This is a genomic window from Pseudomonas sp. AC255 (assembly GCF_979258175.1).
The window spans coordinates 1,170,728-1,185,911 of sequence record NZ_OZ409841.1 but is presented as its reverse complement, the minus strand read 5'-3'; the positions used below and the strand labels follow the sequence as shown (position 1 = coordinate 1,185,911).

18 protein-coding genes are annotated in these 15,184 nt (G+C 60.5%); 7 read left to right on the top strand and 11 right to left on the bottom strand.

Going from position 1 to position 15,184, the window contains the following annotated elements; all coding sequences use genetic code 11:
- Window positions 1-93 precede the first annotated feature (93 nt).
- Window positions 94-663 carry an elongation factor P gene (locus tag ACZZ0K_RS05615; protein ID WP_003226785.1) on the bottom strand — a complete coding sequence of 190 codons (570 nt, stop codon included), beginning with the start codon at window positions 661-663 and terminating at the stop codon, window positions 94-96.
- Between the two features lie 48 nt (window positions 664-711).
- Entirely contained in the window at window positions 712-1,854 is a 1,143-nt protein-coding gene (gene earP / locus ACZZ0K_RS05610; protein WP_258707026.1) for an elongation factor P maturation arginine rhamnosyltransferase EarP, read from the bottom strand.
- Window positions 1,855-1,979: 125 nt separating this feature from the next.
- Between earP and ACZZ0K_RS05605 the strand changes: the two genes are divergently transcribed.
- Both ACZZ0K_RS05605 and ACZZ0K_RS05600 read left to right on the top strand, forming a co-directional pair.
- Window positions 1,980-2,393, top strand: coding sequence for a hypothetical protein (locus ACZZ0K_RS05605; protein WP_258707027.1), 414 nt, complete (start codon window positions 1,980-1,982; stop codon window positions 2,391-2,393).
- A gap of 2 nt (window positions 2,394-2,395) precedes the next feature.
- Window positions 2,396-2,878 carry a GreA/GreB family elongation factor gene (locus tag ACZZ0K_RS05600; RefSeq protein WP_024013776.1) on the top strand — a complete coding sequence of 161 codons (483 nt, stop codon included), beginning with the start codon at window positions 2,396-2,398 and terminating at the stop codon, window positions 2,876-2,878.
- A gap of 9 nt (window positions 2,879-2,887) precedes the next feature.
- Here ACZZ0K_RS05600 and cysB read toward each other — a convergent pair whose 3' ends face one another.
- The 5 genes from cysB to ACZZ0K_RS05575 form a co-directional block, all read right to left on the bottom strand.
- Complete coding sequence (gene cysB / locus ACZZ0K_RS05595; protein ID WP_016770873.1) at window positions 2,888-3,862, bottom strand: HTH-type transcriptional regulator CysB; 975 nt, start codon at window positions 3,860-3,862, stop codon at window positions 2,888-2,890.
- Between the two features lie 113 nt (window positions 3,863-3,975).
- A complete protein-coding gene (locus ACZZ0K_RS05590) occupies window positions 3,976-4,479 on the bottom strand; it encodes a universal stress protein (protein WP_016770874.1) in 504 nt (167 codons plus the stop codon).
- Window positions 4,480-4,576: 97 nt separating this feature from the next.
- Window positions 4,577-5,482 carry a 5'-nucleotidase gene (locus ACZZ0K_RS05585; RefSeq protein WP_024013777.1) on the bottom strand — a complete coding sequence of 302 codons (906 nt, stop codon included), beginning with the start codon at window positions 5,480-5,482 and terminating at the stop codon, window positions 4,577-4,579.
- A gap of 22 nt (window positions 5,483-5,504) precedes the next feature.
- Window positions 5,505-6,461 (bottom strand): putative 2-dehydropantoate 2-reductase, encoded by a 957-nt coding sequence (locus ACZZ0K_RS05580; RefSeq protein WP_252878652.1) that lies wholly within the window; start codon window positions 6,459-6,461, stop codon window positions 5,505-5,507.
- Window positions 6,458-6,844, bottom strand: coding sequence for a thioredoxin family protein (locus ACZZ0K_RS05575; protein ID WP_041478405.1), 387 nt, complete (start codon window positions 6,842-6,844; stop codon window positions 6,458-6,460). The genes ACZZ0K_RS05580 and ACZZ0K_RS05575 overlap by 4 nt, the downstream gene beginning before the upstream one ends.
- On the opposite strand from ACZZ0K_RS05575, the gene ACZZ0K_RS05570 reads away from it, so the two are divergent.
- Both ACZZ0K_RS05570 and ACZZ0K_RS05565 read left to right on the top strand, forming a co-directional pair.
- Complete coding sequence (locus tag ACZZ0K_RS05570) at window positions 6,843-7,286, top strand: PilZ domain-containing protein (RefSeq protein ID WP_056788469.1); 444 nt, start codon at window positions 6,843-6,845, stop codon at window positions 7,284-7,286. The genes ACZZ0K_RS05575 and ACZZ0K_RS05570 overlap by 2 nt on opposite strands.
- A 129-nt stretch (window positions 7,287-7,415) precedes the next feature.
- Window positions 7,416-8,492 (top strand): 3-deoxy-7-phosphoheptulonate synthase, encoded by a 1,077-nt coding sequence (locus ACZZ0K_RS05565; RefSeq protein ID WP_016770878.1) that lies wholly within the window; start codon window positions 7,416-7,418, stop codon window positions 8,490-8,492.
- Window positions 8,493-8,552: 60 nt separating this feature from the next.
- Here the strand turns inward: ACZZ0K_RS05565 and ACZZ0K_RS05560 are convergent, their stop codons facing one another.
- Window positions 8,553-8,834 carry a GNAT family N-acetyltransferase gene (locus ACZZ0K_RS05560; protein ID WP_016770879.1) on the bottom strand — a complete coding sequence of 94 codons (282 nt, stop codon included), beginning with the start codon at window positions 8,832-8,834 and terminating at the stop codon, window positions 8,553-8,555.
- A 638-nt stretch (window positions 8,835-9,472) separates the two neighbouring features.
- Here ACZZ0K_RS05560 and oprI point away from each other — a divergent pair.
- Entirely contained in the window at window positions 9,473-9,724 is a 252-nt protein-coding gene (gene oprI, locus ACZZ0K_RS05555; protein WP_003183784.1) for an outer membrane lipoprotei OprI, read from the top strand.
- Window positions 9,725-9,850: 126 nt separating this feature from the next.
- Here the strand turns inward: oprI and ACZZ0K_RS05550 are convergent, their stop codons facing one another.
- The 3 genes from ACZZ0K_RS05550 to ACZZ0K_RS05540 all read right to left on the bottom strand — a co-directional run bounded on the left by ACZZ0K_RS05550 (window position 9,851) and on the right by ACZZ0K_RS05540 (window position 11,973).
- Window positions 9,851-10,822 carry a L,D-transpeptidase family protein gene (locus ACZZ0K_RS05550; protein ID WP_024013783.1) on the bottom strand — a complete coding sequence of 324 codons (972 nt, stop codon included), beginning with the start codon at window positions 10,820-10,822 and terminating at the stop codon, window positions 9,851-9,853.
- A 194-nt stretch (window positions 10,823-11,016) separates the two neighbouring features.
- Window positions 11,017-11,310 carry a hypothetical protein gene (locus ACZZ0K_RS05545; RefSeq protein WP_016770881.1) on the bottom strand — a complete coding sequence of 98 codons (294 nt, stop codon included), beginning with the start codon at window positions 11,308-11,310 and terminating at the stop codon, window positions 11,017-11,019.
- 57 nt (window positions 11,311-11,367) lie between these two features.
- Window positions 11,368-11,973 carry an arylesterase gene (locus ACZZ0K_RS05540; RefSeq protein ID WP_258707028.1) on the bottom strand — a complete coding sequence of 202 codons (606 nt, stop codon included), beginning with the start codon at window positions 11,971-11,973 and terminating at the stop codon, window positions 11,368-11,370.
- A 10-nt stretch (window positions 11,974-11,983) separates the two neighbouring features.
- Here ACZZ0K_RS05540 and ACZZ0K_RS05535 point away from each other — a divergent pair, with 10 nt between their 5' ends.
- The gene (locus ACZZ0K_RS05535; protein WP_016770883.1) at window positions 11,984-12,667 is read left to right on the top strand and encodes an ABC transporter ATP-binding protein; all 684 of its coding nucleotides are present in this window, start codon (window positions 11,984-11,986) and stop codon (window positions 12,665-12,667) included.
- Window positions 12,667-15,171 carry an ABC transporter permease gene (locus tag ACZZ0K_RS05530; RefSeq protein ID WP_463559013.1) on the top strand — a complete coding sequence of 835 codons (2,505 nt, stop codon included), beginning with the start codon at window positions 12,667-12,669 and terminating at the stop codon, window positions 15,169-15,171. Before ACZZ0K_RS05535 ends, ACZZ0K_RS05530 begins: the two co-directional genes overlap by 1 nt.
- Window positions 15,172-15,184 lie beyond the last annotated feature (13 nt).

Below are 15,184 nucleotides of genomic sequence, written 5' to 3'. Positions count from 1 at the left end.
CGCTCCCACATGGGACAGGTGTGAAACTCAAAGCGCAGGCACAAAAAAACCCGACTCAATGGTCGGGTTTTTTCTTTCCGCAAAAAGCAGCGCTTATTTCGCACGGCCTTTGTAGGAACCGCCTTCGCGGGTATCGATCTCGATCATGTCGCCGATTTCGATGAAGTCGGCAACCGACAGCTCGGTACCATTCTTCAGTTTGGCAGGCTTCATCACCTTGCCGGAAGTGTCACCGCGAGCGGAGCCTTCGGTGTAGTCAACCTGACGCACGATGGTGGTCGGCAGCTCTACGGAAACCAGACGCTCTTCGAAGAACACGGCTTCGCAAACGTCGGTCATGCCTTCTTCAACGAAAGGCAGAACGCTTTCGATGTCTTCGGCGTTCAGCTCGTACATGGTGTAGTCAGTGGTGTCCATGAACGTGTAAGTGTCACCGCTGATGAACGACAGGGTGGCTTCTTTACGATCCAGGATCACGTCGTCCAGTTTGTCGTCCGCACCGTAAACGGTTTCGGTCTTGTAACCGGTCAGCAGGTTCTTCAGCTTGGTCTTCATGATCGCGCTGTTACGGCCCGACTTGGTGAATTCAGCTTTCTGAACCAGCCAAGGATCGTTGTCGATACGGATCACGGTACCGGGTTTGAGTTCTTTACCAGTTTTCATTGCGAATATCCGAATTTGGATGGGATTTACAAAAATCTAGGCCGCGTATCATATCCAATTTACATAAAACTGTACCAGCGCCGTGGCAAGATCCGCCTGCAAGGCCTGTTCCAGACACCATGCCTCGGCGTTTTTCTGAAGTTCCGGCCAATGATTTCGCACCGCCAGCCAGTGCTCGCCGATCGGTTGCCCGGCGCTCCACGCTCGCCACAGACCGTTCATCGCCTGCGCCGCAGCGGGCGAAAGGCCGTGAGTGTAGAGCGCGAGGAAAGCGTCGAGCTTGTCCAGATGGATATCATCGTCCTGCTGATAGATGTGCCAGAGCATCGGCCGCCCCGCCCATTGCGCGCGCACGAATGAGTCTTCACCGCGCACCGCGTTGAAATCGCAGCACCACAGCAGATGGTCGTATTGATCCTGACGGACGAACGGCAGCACTTGCACGGTCAGGGACTCGTGCACATGAATCGCGCCGACCGTCAGGGTTTCCACATTCAGCCAGCGCGCCACATCGCCGAGAATCCGCCCTTCCGGCACCAGCAGGTGAGTCGGCCGTGCATCGGCCGCCAGCACATCCAGCCAACTGGCCAACCCGGGGTTTTCATAAGCAAACAGCGAGATCAATTGCGCGTTCGGAGCAGGATCGATACCCAAGGCTTGCAGGAAATGTCGCTGAGCCGGCCGATCCTGCTGAAACCGCCGACGCTGTTCGGGCAGTCCGCGTTCGCGCAGCAGGCCACCGGTGCCCGGTTTGAAGCCTGGAAAGAAAAAGAACTTCTGCACCGATTTGTATTTCACCGACGGCAAGCCATGGCAGCCGGTGACCCAGTCTTCGGCGCTGAGATAATCGAGGTTGAGCCACAGCGGCGGCGTTTTACGCGCAGCCATGCTGTCCATGTAATCAGTGGGCAACTGACAGGCGAAGGCGGCGATGACTACGTCGGCCGCCTCGGCGTGCGGCCATTCGCTCGGCCACTGACGCACCTCGACGCCCTGCTGCCATTGCTGCGCGAGATCGACATCGATCTCAGGACAGAGGCGCTCGAACGCGCGCAGATCATCCACCCACAGACGCACCGGCAAGGCATGTTCGGCCACCAGTTGCCGGGCCAGGCGCCAGGTCACGCCGATGTCGCCGAAGTTATCGACCACGGTGCAGAAAATGTCCCAGCGGGGTTTCGCTTCAGGCATGCCGTTCTCCCGTTGGCAAAAAACCTCGATTGTCCGCATAAATGCGCTCGCGCAGAAGAGCCGACGGCGATTAATCTTCGTGCGACAATCGCCGCTTGCCCGCAACCATCCGCCAGGAGGCCGCCATGCCCTACCGTCCGAATCCGCGTCGTCCCTTGCCTGTTCAGCTTAGCGCGCTGCATCTGACCGGCAGCATTGCGCTGGGCCTGTGGCTGGGGTTCCTGGCGATTGCGCTGACCTGCTGGCTGCTATCGCGCTTCATCTTTGCCGAGCAATTGGCCCCGGTGGCTAAAGCGGTGCAGCAATTGGCCAATCCGCCAGTCGCAGTCGAGCCACAGCCGGACGTCGCACCGCCGCCAACGCCGCTGTTCCAACAGTACGAAGAAAACCTGCGCAAGAATGAACAGCAGGCCCGACTGGATCAGGCGCGCGCCAATTCGCGCAATGCGTCGAACCCGAAATGCCAGTTCTGGCTGCAGCAGGACCAGACCGCGCCGACCGAAAAGAGCCGCGCCAACGTTTTGCAATTCTGCGATTGATCATGAACAAACACAGCGTCCACCAGTTGATTCTCGACAAGCTGCGCATCGACCTCGACATCGCCGAACGCGCTGCGCAAACCGCTTACGAAACCGCGACCCACGAAGAAAACATCGCCGAAAACAAATACGACACGCTGGGGCTGGAGGCGTCGTATCTGGCGGCGGGTCAGGCGAAGCGGGTTGAGGAAATCCGTCAGTCCCTGGCGCTGTGCCAGAACCTGACGTTGCGTGCCTACGATGAAAATCGCGGCATCGAAGTCGGCGCCCTGCTCGGTCTGGAGGACGAAAAGGGTCGCGAGCAATGGCTGTTTCTGGCGCCGGATGCGGCGGGGCTGAAAGTCGACGTGGTGGGTCAGCCGATCACCGTCATCACCCCACGCTCGCCGCTGGGCAAAAGTCTGCTGGGCAAGTTCGCGGGCGATGAGGTGGAGATTCTGGTGGCGGGCACCCGGCAACAATTTGCTGTCACCGAGGTGCTCTGAAGCGGGTGCTTAGTGAACGGGCAGTTCGACGCCGTCGAACAGTTCTTCCAGCTCTTGCTTGTTGTGGCACTGAATGGCCTTGGCCATGACTTCGCGGGTCAGGTGCGGGGCGAATTTCTCGATGAAGTCGCACATGAAGCCACGCAGGAAAGTGCCGCGACGGAAACCGATCTTGGTGATGCTCGATTCGAACAGCTCGCTGGCATCCAGCACCACCAGGTCGTTATCGAGTTTGGTATCGACGGCCATTTTAGCCACGATGCCCACGCCCAGACCCAGACGCACGTAGGTTTTGATCACGTCGGCGTCAGCAGCGGTGAACACCACTTTCGGCGTTAGGCCACGATGGCTGAAGGCTTCATCGAGCTTGGAACGGCCGGTGAAACCGAACACGTAAGTAACAATCGGATATTCGGCCAGCGCTTCAAGGGTCAGCTTCGGCAGCTTGGTCAGCGGGTGGCCGTGGGGTACGACCACGCAGCGGTTCCAGCGGTAGCACGGCATCATCACCAGATCACCGAATAGCTCCAGCGCTTCAGTGGCAATGGCGAAATCGACGGTGCCGTCAGCGGCCATTTCGGCGATCTGCATCGGCGAGCCCTGATGCATGTGCAGGGCCACGTCCGGGTATTGCTTGATGAAATTGCTGATCACCGGCGGCAGCGCATAACGCGCCTGGGTGTGGGTGGTGGCGATCGACAGGGTGCCCTTTTTCTCGTTGGAGAATTCCTGGGCAATCTGCTTGATGCTTTCGACTTTGCGCAGAATCTCGCCGGCGGTGGTGATGATGCGCTCGCCGGCCGGGGTGACGCGGGTCAGGTGCTTGCCGCTGCGGGCGAAGACTTCGACGCCCAGCTCGTCTTCCAGCAGGCGGATCTGCTTACTGATGCCCGGTTGCGAGGTGTACAGGCTTTGAGCGGTAGCGGAAACGTTGAGGTCGTGGTGCGCCACTTCCCAGATGTAGCGCAGTTGTTGAAGCTTCATATCAATCCCTCAAAGCAGGTAGACGCCACGGGCATCAGCGACGGTATATAACTATATTAATGGTTCGAAGAATAAATCTAGAACTTTTTTATCAAAACGCCATTATTCCTGCTTCAACGATCCTCCCGCCGCCGGCGCTCCATCAGCGGCACCAGATAGACCGGCACCTTGGCCAGCTGCAGGACCCGCGCCGCCGTGCGCCCCAACGGCGTTTCCGCGCCGACGCCATGGCTGTGACTGCCGACGATCAGCAGATCGACCGAGAGCTTGTGCACCTGGTCGAGAATCACCTGCGACGGATCACCCTGCAGCACGCGCACCGCGCGAATGCGCTGCAGATCCTGTTCGCCGTCGTCCCCCAGTTCTTCACGAAAGCTGTCGAGCACCCGTTGTTCGATATTGGCAATGACTGTTTTCAGACCCTGACTATGGAATTCGTTCAATGCCTGTTCGTCGAGATAGCTTTGCAGCACTGACTCGGCAAACAGGCCCATGGGTTCCACCGCGTGTACTACATACAAATCGGCATTGAAGGTGCGCGCCAAGGCCAGGGCATGCTGCATCACGAACGGTGCGTACAGACCGAGGTCGGTGGCATACAGCATTGAGCGAATCATGGGACCTCCTCGCGAGCCAACGATGGCGGAGATTGATTCAGCTTAGCAGTGCCTTGGCGAGTACGACGTGCGACGCAACGTCCTGAATGAAAAGGCTCTAGATCGGCGGTTCGTTGCTGATGCCATGGGGCACGTGGCCGGTGGCGACCACTTCGCGAGCCAGCTCGCAATGACCGGTCTGGTCATCGAAGAACACGTCAGCGGCGAAGGCTTCGAGGAACGCCGATTTGGTCAGGCCACCGAGAAACAGCGATTCATCGAGGCGGATATCCCATTCCCGCAGTGTGCGAATCACTCGCTCATGGGCCGGCGCCGAACGCGCAGTCACCAGCGCCGTGCGGATCGGGCAATCGTCATCGGGAAACTCGCGCTGCAACAGATTGAGCGCTGCCAGAAAGCCCTTGAACGGCCCACCGCGCAAAGGCTCGCGTGCCGATTCGCGTTCCTTGGCCTGAAACGCTTCCAGGCCGCCGGACTGATAGACGCGCTCGGACTCGTCAGAAAAGATCACCGCGTCACCGTCAAAGGCGATACGCAATTCATCGCTGGCCGCCCGGCTGGCGCCACCGGACAGAATCGTGGCGGCGGCGAACCCGGCGTCCAGCGCCGCACGCACGTCTTCGGCGTGGGTCGAGAGAAACAGGTCGCAGCCAAACGCTTTCAGATAAGGGTACGGACTGCGCCCACCGACGAACGCCGCACGAGAAATCGCCAGACCGTAATGATGAATCGAATTGAACACGCGCAGACCGGTGTCGGCGCTGTTACGGGAAACCAGAATCACCTCGACCCGCGCACGGCCGAGGCGACTGTTCAGGCTCAGGAGTTTTTCCACCAGCGGGAACGCATCGCCCGGCGCGAGGATTTCGTCCTCGTGCTCGATCTGATATTGCCGATAGGCTTCGACGCCGCTCGACAGGTAGACCTTGTGGCTTTCGCTCAGGTCGAACAAGGCGCGCGAGGAAATCGCCAGCACCAGTTTGTCATCGATGTTATTGGCCATGCCTTCCCCCAGAACAACCGACTCAGGTATTGCGTCGGTCGATAAAACCCAAATGGCGATACAGCGCCTCGATGCGCGGCAACTCGCAGCCCGCCGCGTTCGCCGCCGCCAGTGGCCGGGCGTAAATCGCCTCCAGCTCCAGCGGGCGTTTGTGTGCAAAGTCGTGGTACATGCTCGGCCAGTAATCGGGCATTTTTTCCGTCATGGTGAACAGGTACTCGGCATAGCCGGGCGGGATCTCGTATCCACAGGCCTTGGCGCCCAGCACCACTTCGGCCATCAACGCCTGAATCGACAGGCGGCTGTCGGCATCGGCCATCAGCGCTTCCGTTCCCGCGCCGAGCAACACCGAAAGGCCGTTATAGGGAATATTCCACACCAGTTTCTGCCAGCGCGCCTGATGCAGGTTGGCCATCGCCTGCGAGTCGATGCCGGCGGCGCGGAACAGCCCGGCGCCCTCCTCGACGATCGCCATGCGCGCTACTTCATCAATGGCCGAGCCGCTGTGATAACCGACATTCACCGCGCCAAGGGCCTGATGGGTAATCTGCCCCGGCCCCTCGCGGTGCACGCAGATCAGGCACAGACCACCGAGCAGATGCAGCGAATCCGGCAACAGCGGCCGCAGGCTGTCTTCGACATCCAGACCGTTTTGCAACAACAGCACTTTTGCATCGGGTTTAGCGGCTTGAATGATCGCCGGGGCCAGACCGGCGTTGCTGGTGGTCTTGGTGCCGACCAGCAGCCAGTCACAGGGCGGCATGTCTTCGGCAGCGGAATAGGCATTGGCCGGATTCAGCGTCAACGGCCCGTGCACCGCACTGTTGATCTGCAAACCGCGCTCAGCCACCGCCGAGAATTCGCTGCGCAACAAAAAGTGCACGTCGAAACCGGCACGCGCCAGCATCACCCCGTAGAACCCGCCGATTGCACCGGTGCCGATAATCCCCACCACCGGCTTGCTGACTGTCTCGCTCATGGCAACTCCTCTGCAATTCGACTCAGCGATTGCGCCACCGCCTGGTTGAGTTGATCAACCGTCAGACGTGTGTGCACTGCGCCAAAGAACTCGCCGTCGCGCACCACAAACAGCGCCGGCAAATGAAACACCTGATAACGCTCGACCAGCCCGCCATTGTCGCCGGCGTCAATCCAGCACAGCCGATCGATAGCCAGCGGCAATCCCGGCAACACCTCGCGGGCATAACGACAACTGGCGCAGCCGACGCTGGTGAAGATCACCAGAGAAACCCCGCGCATCGCCAGCAGCCGCTGGTCGGCGTCGAAGTCGGTCAGCTCGGATTCGACCACTATACTGGGGGAAACAATGTCAGATGGCCGACACAGGGAGTCTGTGCTCATGGGACGTTTCATTCCTCATCCGGACGAAGTGCCGGTTGAATTGACGTTACTCAAGCCTGAATGCATTTCCAGACAACAGCTGCACACTATCAGCCTCGGCGGCATCGCTTGCAATTACCACCGCGCCTGGCGGCACGGCACTGCACTGCAAGTACGCATGCCGACGCTGAATGCCGACTTCTGTTGCCCGGGCTACGTGGCCTGGTGTCTGCGCCGTAAAAAAGGCTATCTGGTGGGCATCGCCTTCACTGACGAACAGACCCTGTTCAGCGCGCGAATGGGTGAGCAGGTGTGTCAGATCGAACGCTATTCGCGCATGCAGGACAGCCACGACGATCTGCAGGATAGTCAGGCGCTGGCCCTGCAATGGGTCGAGGAGCACGCCGAAGAGTTCTCCCACGACAACCTGCGCAAGGCTTTTGCGCAGCCAGCGCTGGACTAAAGCACGGTTTGCCCATTGTCGAGCCGCCTCTGACGCGCTAAGGTTCGGCTCCCCCGACGCGCTAAATCTGCTGTGCTCCGCCGCGCGGGGATCGCTGGCGGCCGGCACCCGTGACCTGACGAGTAAACGATGGCTGATTTACCGATCAACGACCTAAACGTCGCCTCTAACGAGACCCTGATCACTCCCGATCAGCTCAAGCGTGATATCCCCCTGAGCGACGCCGCCCTGCGCACCGTCACCAAGGGCCGCGAAGTCATTCGCAACATTCTCGATGGCACCGACCACCGTCTGTTCGTCGTGATCGGCCCGTGCTCGATTCACGACATCAAGGCTGCCCACGAATACGCCGATCGCCTCAAGGTGCTGGCCGAGGAAGTCTCGGACACTCTGTACCTGGTCATGCGCGTGTATTTCGAAAAGCCGCGTACCACCGTCGGCTGGAAAGGTCTGATCAACGATCCGTATCTGGACGACTCGTTCAAGATCCAGGACGGTCTGCACATCGGTCGTCAGTTGCTGCTCGACCTGGCCGAGAAAGGCCTGCCGACCGCGACCGAAGCCCTCGACCCGATCTCCCCGCAGTATCTGCAGGATCTGATCAGCTGGTCGGCCATCGGCGCGCGTACCACCGAATCGCAGACTCACCGCGAAATGGCTTCCGGCCTGTCTTCGGCCGTCGGCTTCAAGAACGGCACCGACGGCGGCCTGACCGTGGCGATCAACGCCTTGCAGTCGGTGTCCAGCCCGCACCGTTTCCTCGGCATCAACCAGGAAGGTGGCGTGTCGATCGTCACCACCAAAGGCAACGCCTACGGTCACGTGGTGCTGCGTGGCGGTAATGGCAAGCCGAACTATGATTCGGTCAGCGTAGCCCTGTGCGAGCAGGCGCTGAACAAGGCGAAGATCAAGCCGAACATCATGGTCGACTGCAGCCACGCCAACTCCAACAAGGACCCGGCCCTGCAACCGCTGGTGATGGAGAACGTCGCCAACCAGATCCTCGAAGGCAACCAGTCGATCATCGGCCTGATGGTCGAAAGCCACCTGAACTGGGGCTGCCAAGCAATCCCGAAAGACCTCGCCGACCTGCAATATGGCGTGTCGATCACCGATGCCTGCATCGATTGGTCCGCCACCGAAAACACCTTGCGCAGCATGCACGCCAAGCTCAAGGACGTATTGCCGAAACGCCAGCGCACGTAAGCTGCGTTCTAAGCGCATAAAAAAACGCCGGACATTGTCCGGCGTTTTTGTGTGTGCGATTCAGATCTTCGCAGCGCGGCGCTGATGGCGTTCCATGTAGCGCTCGACGTAGGAGCATGACGGGATCACCGTGTAGCCCATTTCTTCGGCGTATTGCAGCGCGCGTTCGGTCAGCGCTGCGGCAATGCCACGGCCACGCAGGGCGTTGGGCACGAAGGTGCGATAGATATCCAGGGTCTGCTTGCCCAGATCCATGTAGGTCAGGTAAGCACGATGACCGTCCACAGTGGTCTCGAATTGATGACCAGCCTGGTCATGGTGGATGGACAACGCCTCGCTCATCACTACTCCTCGCGGGTCTTGAATTGTGACCCCTACCTTACCGATGTTTTCCCGGCGAAGGAACATCTACGCCACCCCGTGCCTGATGGACACTGAGAAGAGCCACACCGATCTCGCGCAATCTGACACCTGCTGAATAGTAGGCACCATTGGCGAAAATGCTCAAGGTACGCTCGTCATCGGATGGTTTGCGTGCATTGGCATCGATGGTCGCAGGTTCGGCCGCAAGACAATCTTTGCGTGCCGTTTGCCTGAACATTGCCGGAATGTTGAGACTTAAGACGTGCGACCTTTTTTAAAGTCACCTGTACATCAACAAAGATACGCGAAGCGCTTCGCAGAACCTGAACAAAAGTGTGGACGAATTCATTTAGAAAGACTTTAGCCGAAGTCGCAAAAACAGCGCGCGAGCGCGGGAACTTTTCCCGTTTGAGTCGCTCACGCCGGGGCTTGCAGCTGGATATTTTTTATACAGCGCAGTTAAAAGTTGCTCGAAAAAGAATCAACGCCTACAATTTTTTTGCTTCTTGCGCTACGTCAGTTTACTTACTACAAGTAATGGGTAGTATGTACGCCGGCTATTTCCTCAATCGTGAGGAGACAGCTACTTAATTTGAAAGTCCTTGAAGGGGAACACGATGAACAACGTTCTGAAATTCTCTGCTCTGGCTCTGGCCGCAGTTCTGGCTACCGGTTGCAGCAGCGCATCGAAAGAAACCGAAGCACGTCTGACCGCTACTGAAGACGCAGCTGCTCGCTCCCAGGCTCGTGCAGACGAAGCTTACCGTAAAGCTGATGAAGCTCTGGCTGCTGCTCAAAAAGCACAACAGACTGCTGACGAAGCTAACGAGCGTGCTCTGCGCATGCTGGAAAAAGCTAGCCGCAAGTAATAATCCCTCGGGATTGTTATCGAGCCGATCCGGTTTTCCGGGTCGGCTTTTTTGTGCCCGGTGCTTTTCTCCGGGCAATAAAAAACCCGCCGACGCTGCTCGCATCGGCGGGTTTTCAATCAGCGCTTATTGCTGCAGATCGATCGGTGCACTGCTCACCATTGGCGCCGAGGTATTCGGCACGGCGATCTCTACCGGCAGGCCGTCTTCGGCGGCGACCACATCACGCACCACATCCCAGTTCATGCGCAGGTTGCTGGTGATGTCCTCACGCTTGAGCATCGCGTTGATTACCGCCGTGTGCTTGTCGACCACCGACGGGTTGCCCTTGTCGTCGAGCGGCGTGTGCGCTTCCAGATAGACCTTGCCGCCACTGCGACCGAACTTGTACGGGTCGTTGATGATGCGCACCGAGGTGCCGACCGGGACCATGCCGGCCATCTCCAGCACGTTGTTGTTGAACATGCGGAAGCAGCCGTGGCTGGTGCGCATGCCGATGCCGAACTTCTTGTTCGAACCGTGGATCAGGTAGCCCGGCGTGCCGAGGGTGAACTTGAACGGACCCAGCGGGTTATCAGGACCGGCCGGCACCACATTGGGCAGTGGATCACCGTCAGCGGCGTGTTCGGCCTTGATCGAAGCCGGAGGCGTCCACGTCGGGTTCGGTGTTTTGGCGATGATCGAGGTGTGCGCGATCGGCGAGCCCCAGCCTTCACGGCCGATACCCAGCGGGAAGGTGTACACCACGTCGCGGCCTTTCGGATAGTAATAGAGACGGTATTCGGCAAGGTTGATGACGATGCCTTCACGCGGGCCAGGTGGCAGGATGAAGCGCGTCGGCAGGACGATCTCGGTACCGGCCCCCGGCAGCCAGGCATCGATGCCCGGGTTGGCCGCAACCATTTCCGAATAGCCCAGATCGTATGTGGTGCCCAGATCGGCGAAGGTGTCTTCGTACTTGGCTTTGATCACCTGCACCTGGCCGACGATGTCTTCGCCGGGTGGTGGCAGGGGAAGCTCCAATGCAGCAACGGGACCGGCCACACACAGGGCGGCAAGTGACAGGCAGCGGGTGACGGCAGGAAAGCGCGGCAACATCCGGAAAATCCTTCGCATGATCATCAAGGGTATAGGGGCGCGATTGTACACCGCGGCTTGGGGATTCGGGAGACACGCCGATAGACCGTGTCGCGCCCTGAAAGATCGCAGCCTCGTTGCACTCGTCAGCTCCTACATTTGCAACGCATTCCCTGTAGGAGCTGACGAGTGCAACGAGGCTGCGATCTTTGATCTTAAAGTTCGAATCGAAGCTCGGGCCAGATCGGCGACGTACCGCGCTTCTGCGATTCAAGAATCGCCCGGCACAGCGAGCACAGACGCTGATCCTGGAACACCCGGCGATCAACATTCGACCAGCGCGGTTGCGCCGGCAGCAGCGTGCCGCACAGCGTGCGATCGGCCGAGCCACCGAGTTCCAGCTGACGCGTCACCAGATGCACCCGCACTTCCTGGCAGGCGAACAGATCCAGCTGCTCGTCAGGCTCGATCAGTTGGTAGGCAAACAGGGACCAGGCAGGACGCGGCATCGGGGGCTCCAAATTAGGGGGCGCCACATTAGCCGAAAGCCTGCCACTAGAAAAGCCTCATAACAGCGGTTTTAGCGTCGGCCAGACATTTTCCAGCAACTTGCCCTGAGCCCCCGCCGCCGGGTGCAGACCGTCGGCCTGCATCAGCTCCGGATGGCCGCCGACCCCCTCAAGAAAAAACGGCACCAAAGGGATTTTCTTTTCCTCGGCGAGCTTGCCGTAAACCTCAGCGAACGAATCGGTGTAGCGCTTGCCGTAATTGGGTGGCAACTGCATGCCGAGCAGCAGCACTTTCGCGCCGCTCTGCCGCGAGCTGTCGATCATCGAAGCAAGATTTTGTTGCAATTGCGCTGGCGGCATCCCGCGCAGGCCGTCATTGCCACCCAGCTCGAGGATCACCAACTCCGGCTTATGCTCTGCAAGCAGCGCCGGCAGCCGCGCCTGGCCTCCGGCACTGGTGTCGCCACTGATCGAGGCGTTGACCACTTTATCGTCGAAACCCTCTTGTTTGAGGCGCTGCTCGAGCAGCGAGACCCACCCTAGACGGGTATCCAGGCCGAAACCGGCGCTGATACTATCGCCAACGATCAGGACAGTACCCGCCGCTGCGTTCTGGGCCATGCACATCAAGGCCAGGCCAGCACTCAAAAACCATACACGCATCGGATTCTCCATGGGCGCAAGCATTCTCACCGCGAAGAACCTCAGCAAAGTGGTCCCTAGCGCGGAAGGTGAACTGACTATCCTGCACGAACTCAGCCTGGAACTGAACAAGGGCGACAGCCTGGCCATCGTCGGCGCGTCCGGTTCCGGCAAATCCACCCTCCTCGGCCTGCTCGCCGGCCTCGACCTGCCGAGCAGCGGCGAAGTCACTCTCGCCGGCCAGGGCCTGAGCAATCTCGACGAAGACCAACGCGCGCGAATCCGCGCCGAGCACGTCGGGTTTGTCTTCCAGTCGTTCCAGTTGCTCGACAGCCTCAATGCGCTGGAGAACGTCATGCTGCCGCTTGAACTCGATGGCCGCAAAGATGCCCGCGAGCGCGCTACGCAATTGCTTCAGCGCGTCGGCCTCGGGCAGCGCCTGACCCACTCGCCGCGCCAGCTCTCCGGCGGTGAACAGCAGCGCGTGGCCATCGCCCGCGCCTTCGCGGCCGAACCGGACGTGCTGTTCGCCGACGAGCCGACCGGCAACCTCGACAGCCACACCGGCGAGCGCATCAGCGACTTGCTGTTCGAATTGAACAAGGAACGCGGCACCACCCTGGTGCTGGTGACCCACGACGAACGCCTGGCCCATCGCTGCCGGCGCCTGATCCGTCTTGAAGCCGGGCTGCTGGTCGCCCCTCTGGAGCCTTGATGGCACGTCTGCCGCTGTTGCGCCTGTTCAGCCTTGCCCTGCGCCAGCTCATGCGCGATGCCCGCGCCGGTGAGCTGCGCGTGTTGTTCTTTGCGCTGGTGGTGGCCGTCGCGGCAAGCACCGCGATCGGCTATTTCGGCGCCCGCCTCAATGGCGCAATGATGCTGCGCGCTACCGAGTTTCTCGGTGCCGATCTGGTCCTTGAAGGCAGCTCGCCGGCCCGCGAGGAGCAAATCCGCAGCGGCACCGAACTGCGCCTGAATCATGCGCAAGTGGTGGAGTTCTCCAGCGTCATTGCCACCGACAACGGCATTCAGCTGTCGAGCATCAAAGCTGTCGACCGTGCCTATCCATTGCGTGGCGAGCTGAAAAGCGCGCCCGCACCATTTGCCGAGGAAGAAGTCGGCGGCGAACCGCAACCCGGTGAAGCCTGGGTCGAGGCGCGTCTGTTGACTGCGCTGGATCTGAAGATCGGCGACAGCATCGACGTCGGCATGAAGACGCTCAAGCTGACCCGCGTGCTGACCTACGAGCCGGATCGCGCCGGCAACTTCTACAGCCTGACGCCAAGGGTGTTGATCAATCTTGATGACCTCGCCGCCACCGGCGTGGTGCAACCGGGCAGCCGAGTGAGTTATCGCGAGCTCTGGCGCGGCGAACCGCAGGCGCTGGAAACTTATCGCGAGCTGATCAAACCGGGCCTCGCTGCAAACCAGCGAATCCAGGATGCCCGTGACGGTAACCGGCAGATTGGCGGTGCGCTGGGCAAGGCCGAGCGCTATCTGAACATGGCCAGTCTGGTCGCGGTGTTGTTGGCTGGCGTGGCCGTGGCGCTATCAGCCAACCGTTTCGCCAGTCGCCGTTTCGACGCCAGTGCCTTGCTGCGCTGCCTCGGCTTGTCGCGCCGGGAAACCATGGTGCTGTTCAGCCTGCAACTGACCGTGCTCGGCCTGATTGCCGCCATCAGTGGCGCCCTGCTCGGTTGGCTGGCGCAGTTGGGTCTGTTCGCCCTGCTGCATGATTTGCTGCCAAGTGACGTGCCACCGGGTGGGCTGTTTCCGGCGATGGCCGGGATTGGCACCGGGCTGGTGGCGCTGGCGGGTTTCGCCTTGCCGCCTTTGGCTGCACTGGGTCGCGTGCCACCGTTGCGGGTGTTGCGCCGCGACATGCTGCCGATCCCCTCGAGCACATGGATGGTCTACGGCGCGGCGCTGGGTGCGCTGGGCCTGATCATGTGGCGTCTGAGCCTCGACCTGCTGCTGACCTTCGCCCTGCTTGGCGGTGGCGTAGTCGCCGCGCTGGTGCTGGGCGGCCTGCTGTTGTTGCTGCTGCAAAGCCTGCGCCGCCTGCTGGCCCGCGCCTCGTTGCCCTGGCGTCTGGGCCTTGGCCAGTTGTTGCGGCATCCATTGGCGGCGGCCGGGCAGTCGCTGGCGTTCGGTCTGATCCTGTTGTCGATGGCGCTGATCGCACTGCTGCGCGGCGAACTGCTCGACACCTGGCAGAACCAGCTACCGAAAAATGCACCGAACTACTTCGCGCTGAATATCCTCCCGGCGGACAAACAGGCTTTCGCCGATCACCTGATCAAGGTGTCCGCGCAAGCGGCGCCGTTGTATCCGGTGGTGCCGGGTCGGTTGATCAGCATCAATGGCGAAGCGGTACAACAGATCGTCAGCAAGGACTCGGCCGGTGACCGCGCCATTCAGCGTGACCTGAGCCTGACCTGGGCGGCGGATCTGCCGGCCGGCAACAAGCTCACCGCCGGCTCGTGGTGGAGCGGCCAGCCGTCCGATGATGTGCCGGGGGTCTCGGTGGAAGGCAAGGTTGCCGAAAGCCTGAAACTCAAACTCGGCGATCACATGGTATTCAGTGTTGGCGGGGTCAATCGCGAAGCGAAAGTCACCAGCCTGCGCGAAATCAATTGGGACAACTTCCAGCCGAACTTCTTCATGATCTTCCAGCCTGGCACCCTGAAGGATCTGCCGGCGACCTACCTGACCAGTTTCTATCTGGCTCCGGGGCATGATCAGCAGATCGTCGAGTTGTCGCGGACCTTCCCGGCGGTGACCATTCTGCAGGTCGAAGCGTTGCTCGAACAGCTGCGCAGCATCCTCGCCCAGGTCACTCTGGCGGTGGAGTATGTATTGTTGTTTGTTCTGGCTGCGGGGATGGCGGTGCTATTCTCCGGCCTGCAAGCGACGCTGGACGAGCGCATCCGCCAGGGGGCGCTGTTGCGTGCGCTGGGCGCCGAGCGGCAGTTGCTGATCAAGGCGCGGCGTATCGAATTCGGTCTGTTGGGTGCGGTCAGCGGTCTACTCGCGGCGATCGGTTCGGAGGTGGTCAGTCTGGTGCTGTACCGCTTCGCCTTTGATCTGCCATGGCATCCGCATCCATGGCTGCTGGTGCTGCCGCTGATTGGCGCCGCGCTGATTGGGGGCGCCGGTGTGTTCGGCACGCGTCGCGCTCTGAATGCCAGCCCACTGACAGTGTTGCGCGAGGGTTGATAGACTCAAGCGG

Bases quoted from the DNA above. Each gene is read 5' to 3' on its own strand.
- ACZZ0K_RS05585 (WP_024013777.1), bottom strand. From the start codon at position 5,482: ATGGCCAATAACATCGATGACAAACTGGTGCTGGCGATTTCCTCGCGC.
- ACZZ0K_RS05600 (WP_024013776.1), top strand. From the start codon at position 2,396: ATGAACAAACACAGCGTCCACCAGTTGATTCTCGACAAGCTGCGCATC.
- ACZZ0K_RS05530 (WP_463559013.1), top strand. From the start codon at position 12,667: ATGGCACGTCTGCCGCTGTTGCGCCTGTTCAGCCTTGCCCTGCGCCAG.
- ACZZ0K_RS05540 (WP_258707028.1), bottom strand. From the start codon at position 11,973: ATGCGTGTATGGTTTTTGAGTGCTGGCCTGGCCTTGATGTGCATGGCC.
- earP (WP_258707026.1), bottom strand. From the start codon at position 1,854: ATGCCTGAAGCGAAACCCCGCTGGGACATTTTCTGCACCGTGGTCGAT.
- ACZZ0K_RS05615 (WP_003226785.1), bottom strand. From the start codon at position 663: ATGAAAACTGGTAAAGAACTCAAACCCGGTACCGTGATCCGTATCGAC.
- ACZZ0K_RS05575 (WP_041478405.1), bottom strand. From the start codon at position 6,844: ATGAGCACAGACTCCCTGTGTCGGCCATCTGACATTGTTTCCCCCAGT.
- ACZZ0K_RS05545 (WP_016770881.1), bottom strand. From the start codon at position 11,310: ATGCCGCGTCCTGCCTGGTCCCTGTTTGCCTACCAACTGATCGAGCCT.
- ACZZ0K_RS05580 (WP_252878652.1), bottom strand. From the start codon at position 6,461: ATGAGCGAGACAGTCAGCAAGCCGGTGGTGGGGATTATCGGCACCGGT.
- cysB (WP_016770873.1), bottom strand. From the start codon at position 3,862: ATGAAGCTTCAACAACTGCGCTACATCTGGGAAGTGGCGCACCACGAC.
- ACZZ0K_RS05565 (WP_016770878.1), top strand. From the start codon at position 7,416: ATGGCTGATTTACCGATCAACGACCTAAACGTCGCCTCTAACGAGACC.
- ACZZ0K_RS05550 (WP_024013783.1), bottom strand. From the start codon at position 10,822: ATGTTGCCGCGCTTTCCTGCCGTCACCCGCTGCCTGTCACTTGCCGCC.
- ACZZ0K_RS05535 (WP_016770883.1), top strand. From the start codon at position 11,984: ATGGGCGCAAGCATTCTCACCGCGAAGAACCTCAGCAAAGTGGTCCCT.
- ACZZ0K_RS05590 (WP_016770874.1), bottom strand. From the start codon at position 4,479: ATGATTCGCTCAATGCTGTATGCCACCGACCTCGGTCTGTACGCACCG.
- oprI (WP_003183784.1), top strand. From the start codon at position 9,473: ATGAACAACGTTCTGAAATTCTCTGCTCTGGCTCTGGCCGCAGTTCTG.
- ACZZ0K_RS05560 (WP_016770879.1), bottom strand. From the start codon at position 8,834: ATGAGCGAGGCGTTGTCCATCCACCATGACCAGGCTGGTCATCAATTC.
- ACZZ0K_RS05570 (WP_056788469.1), top strand. From the start codon at position 6,843: ATGGGACGTTTCATTCCTCATCCGGACGAAGTGCCGGTTGAATTGACG.
- ACZZ0K_RS05605 (WP_258707027.1), top strand. From the start codon at position 1,980: ATGCCCTACCGTCCGAATCCGCGTCGTCCCTTGCCTGTTCAGCTTAGC.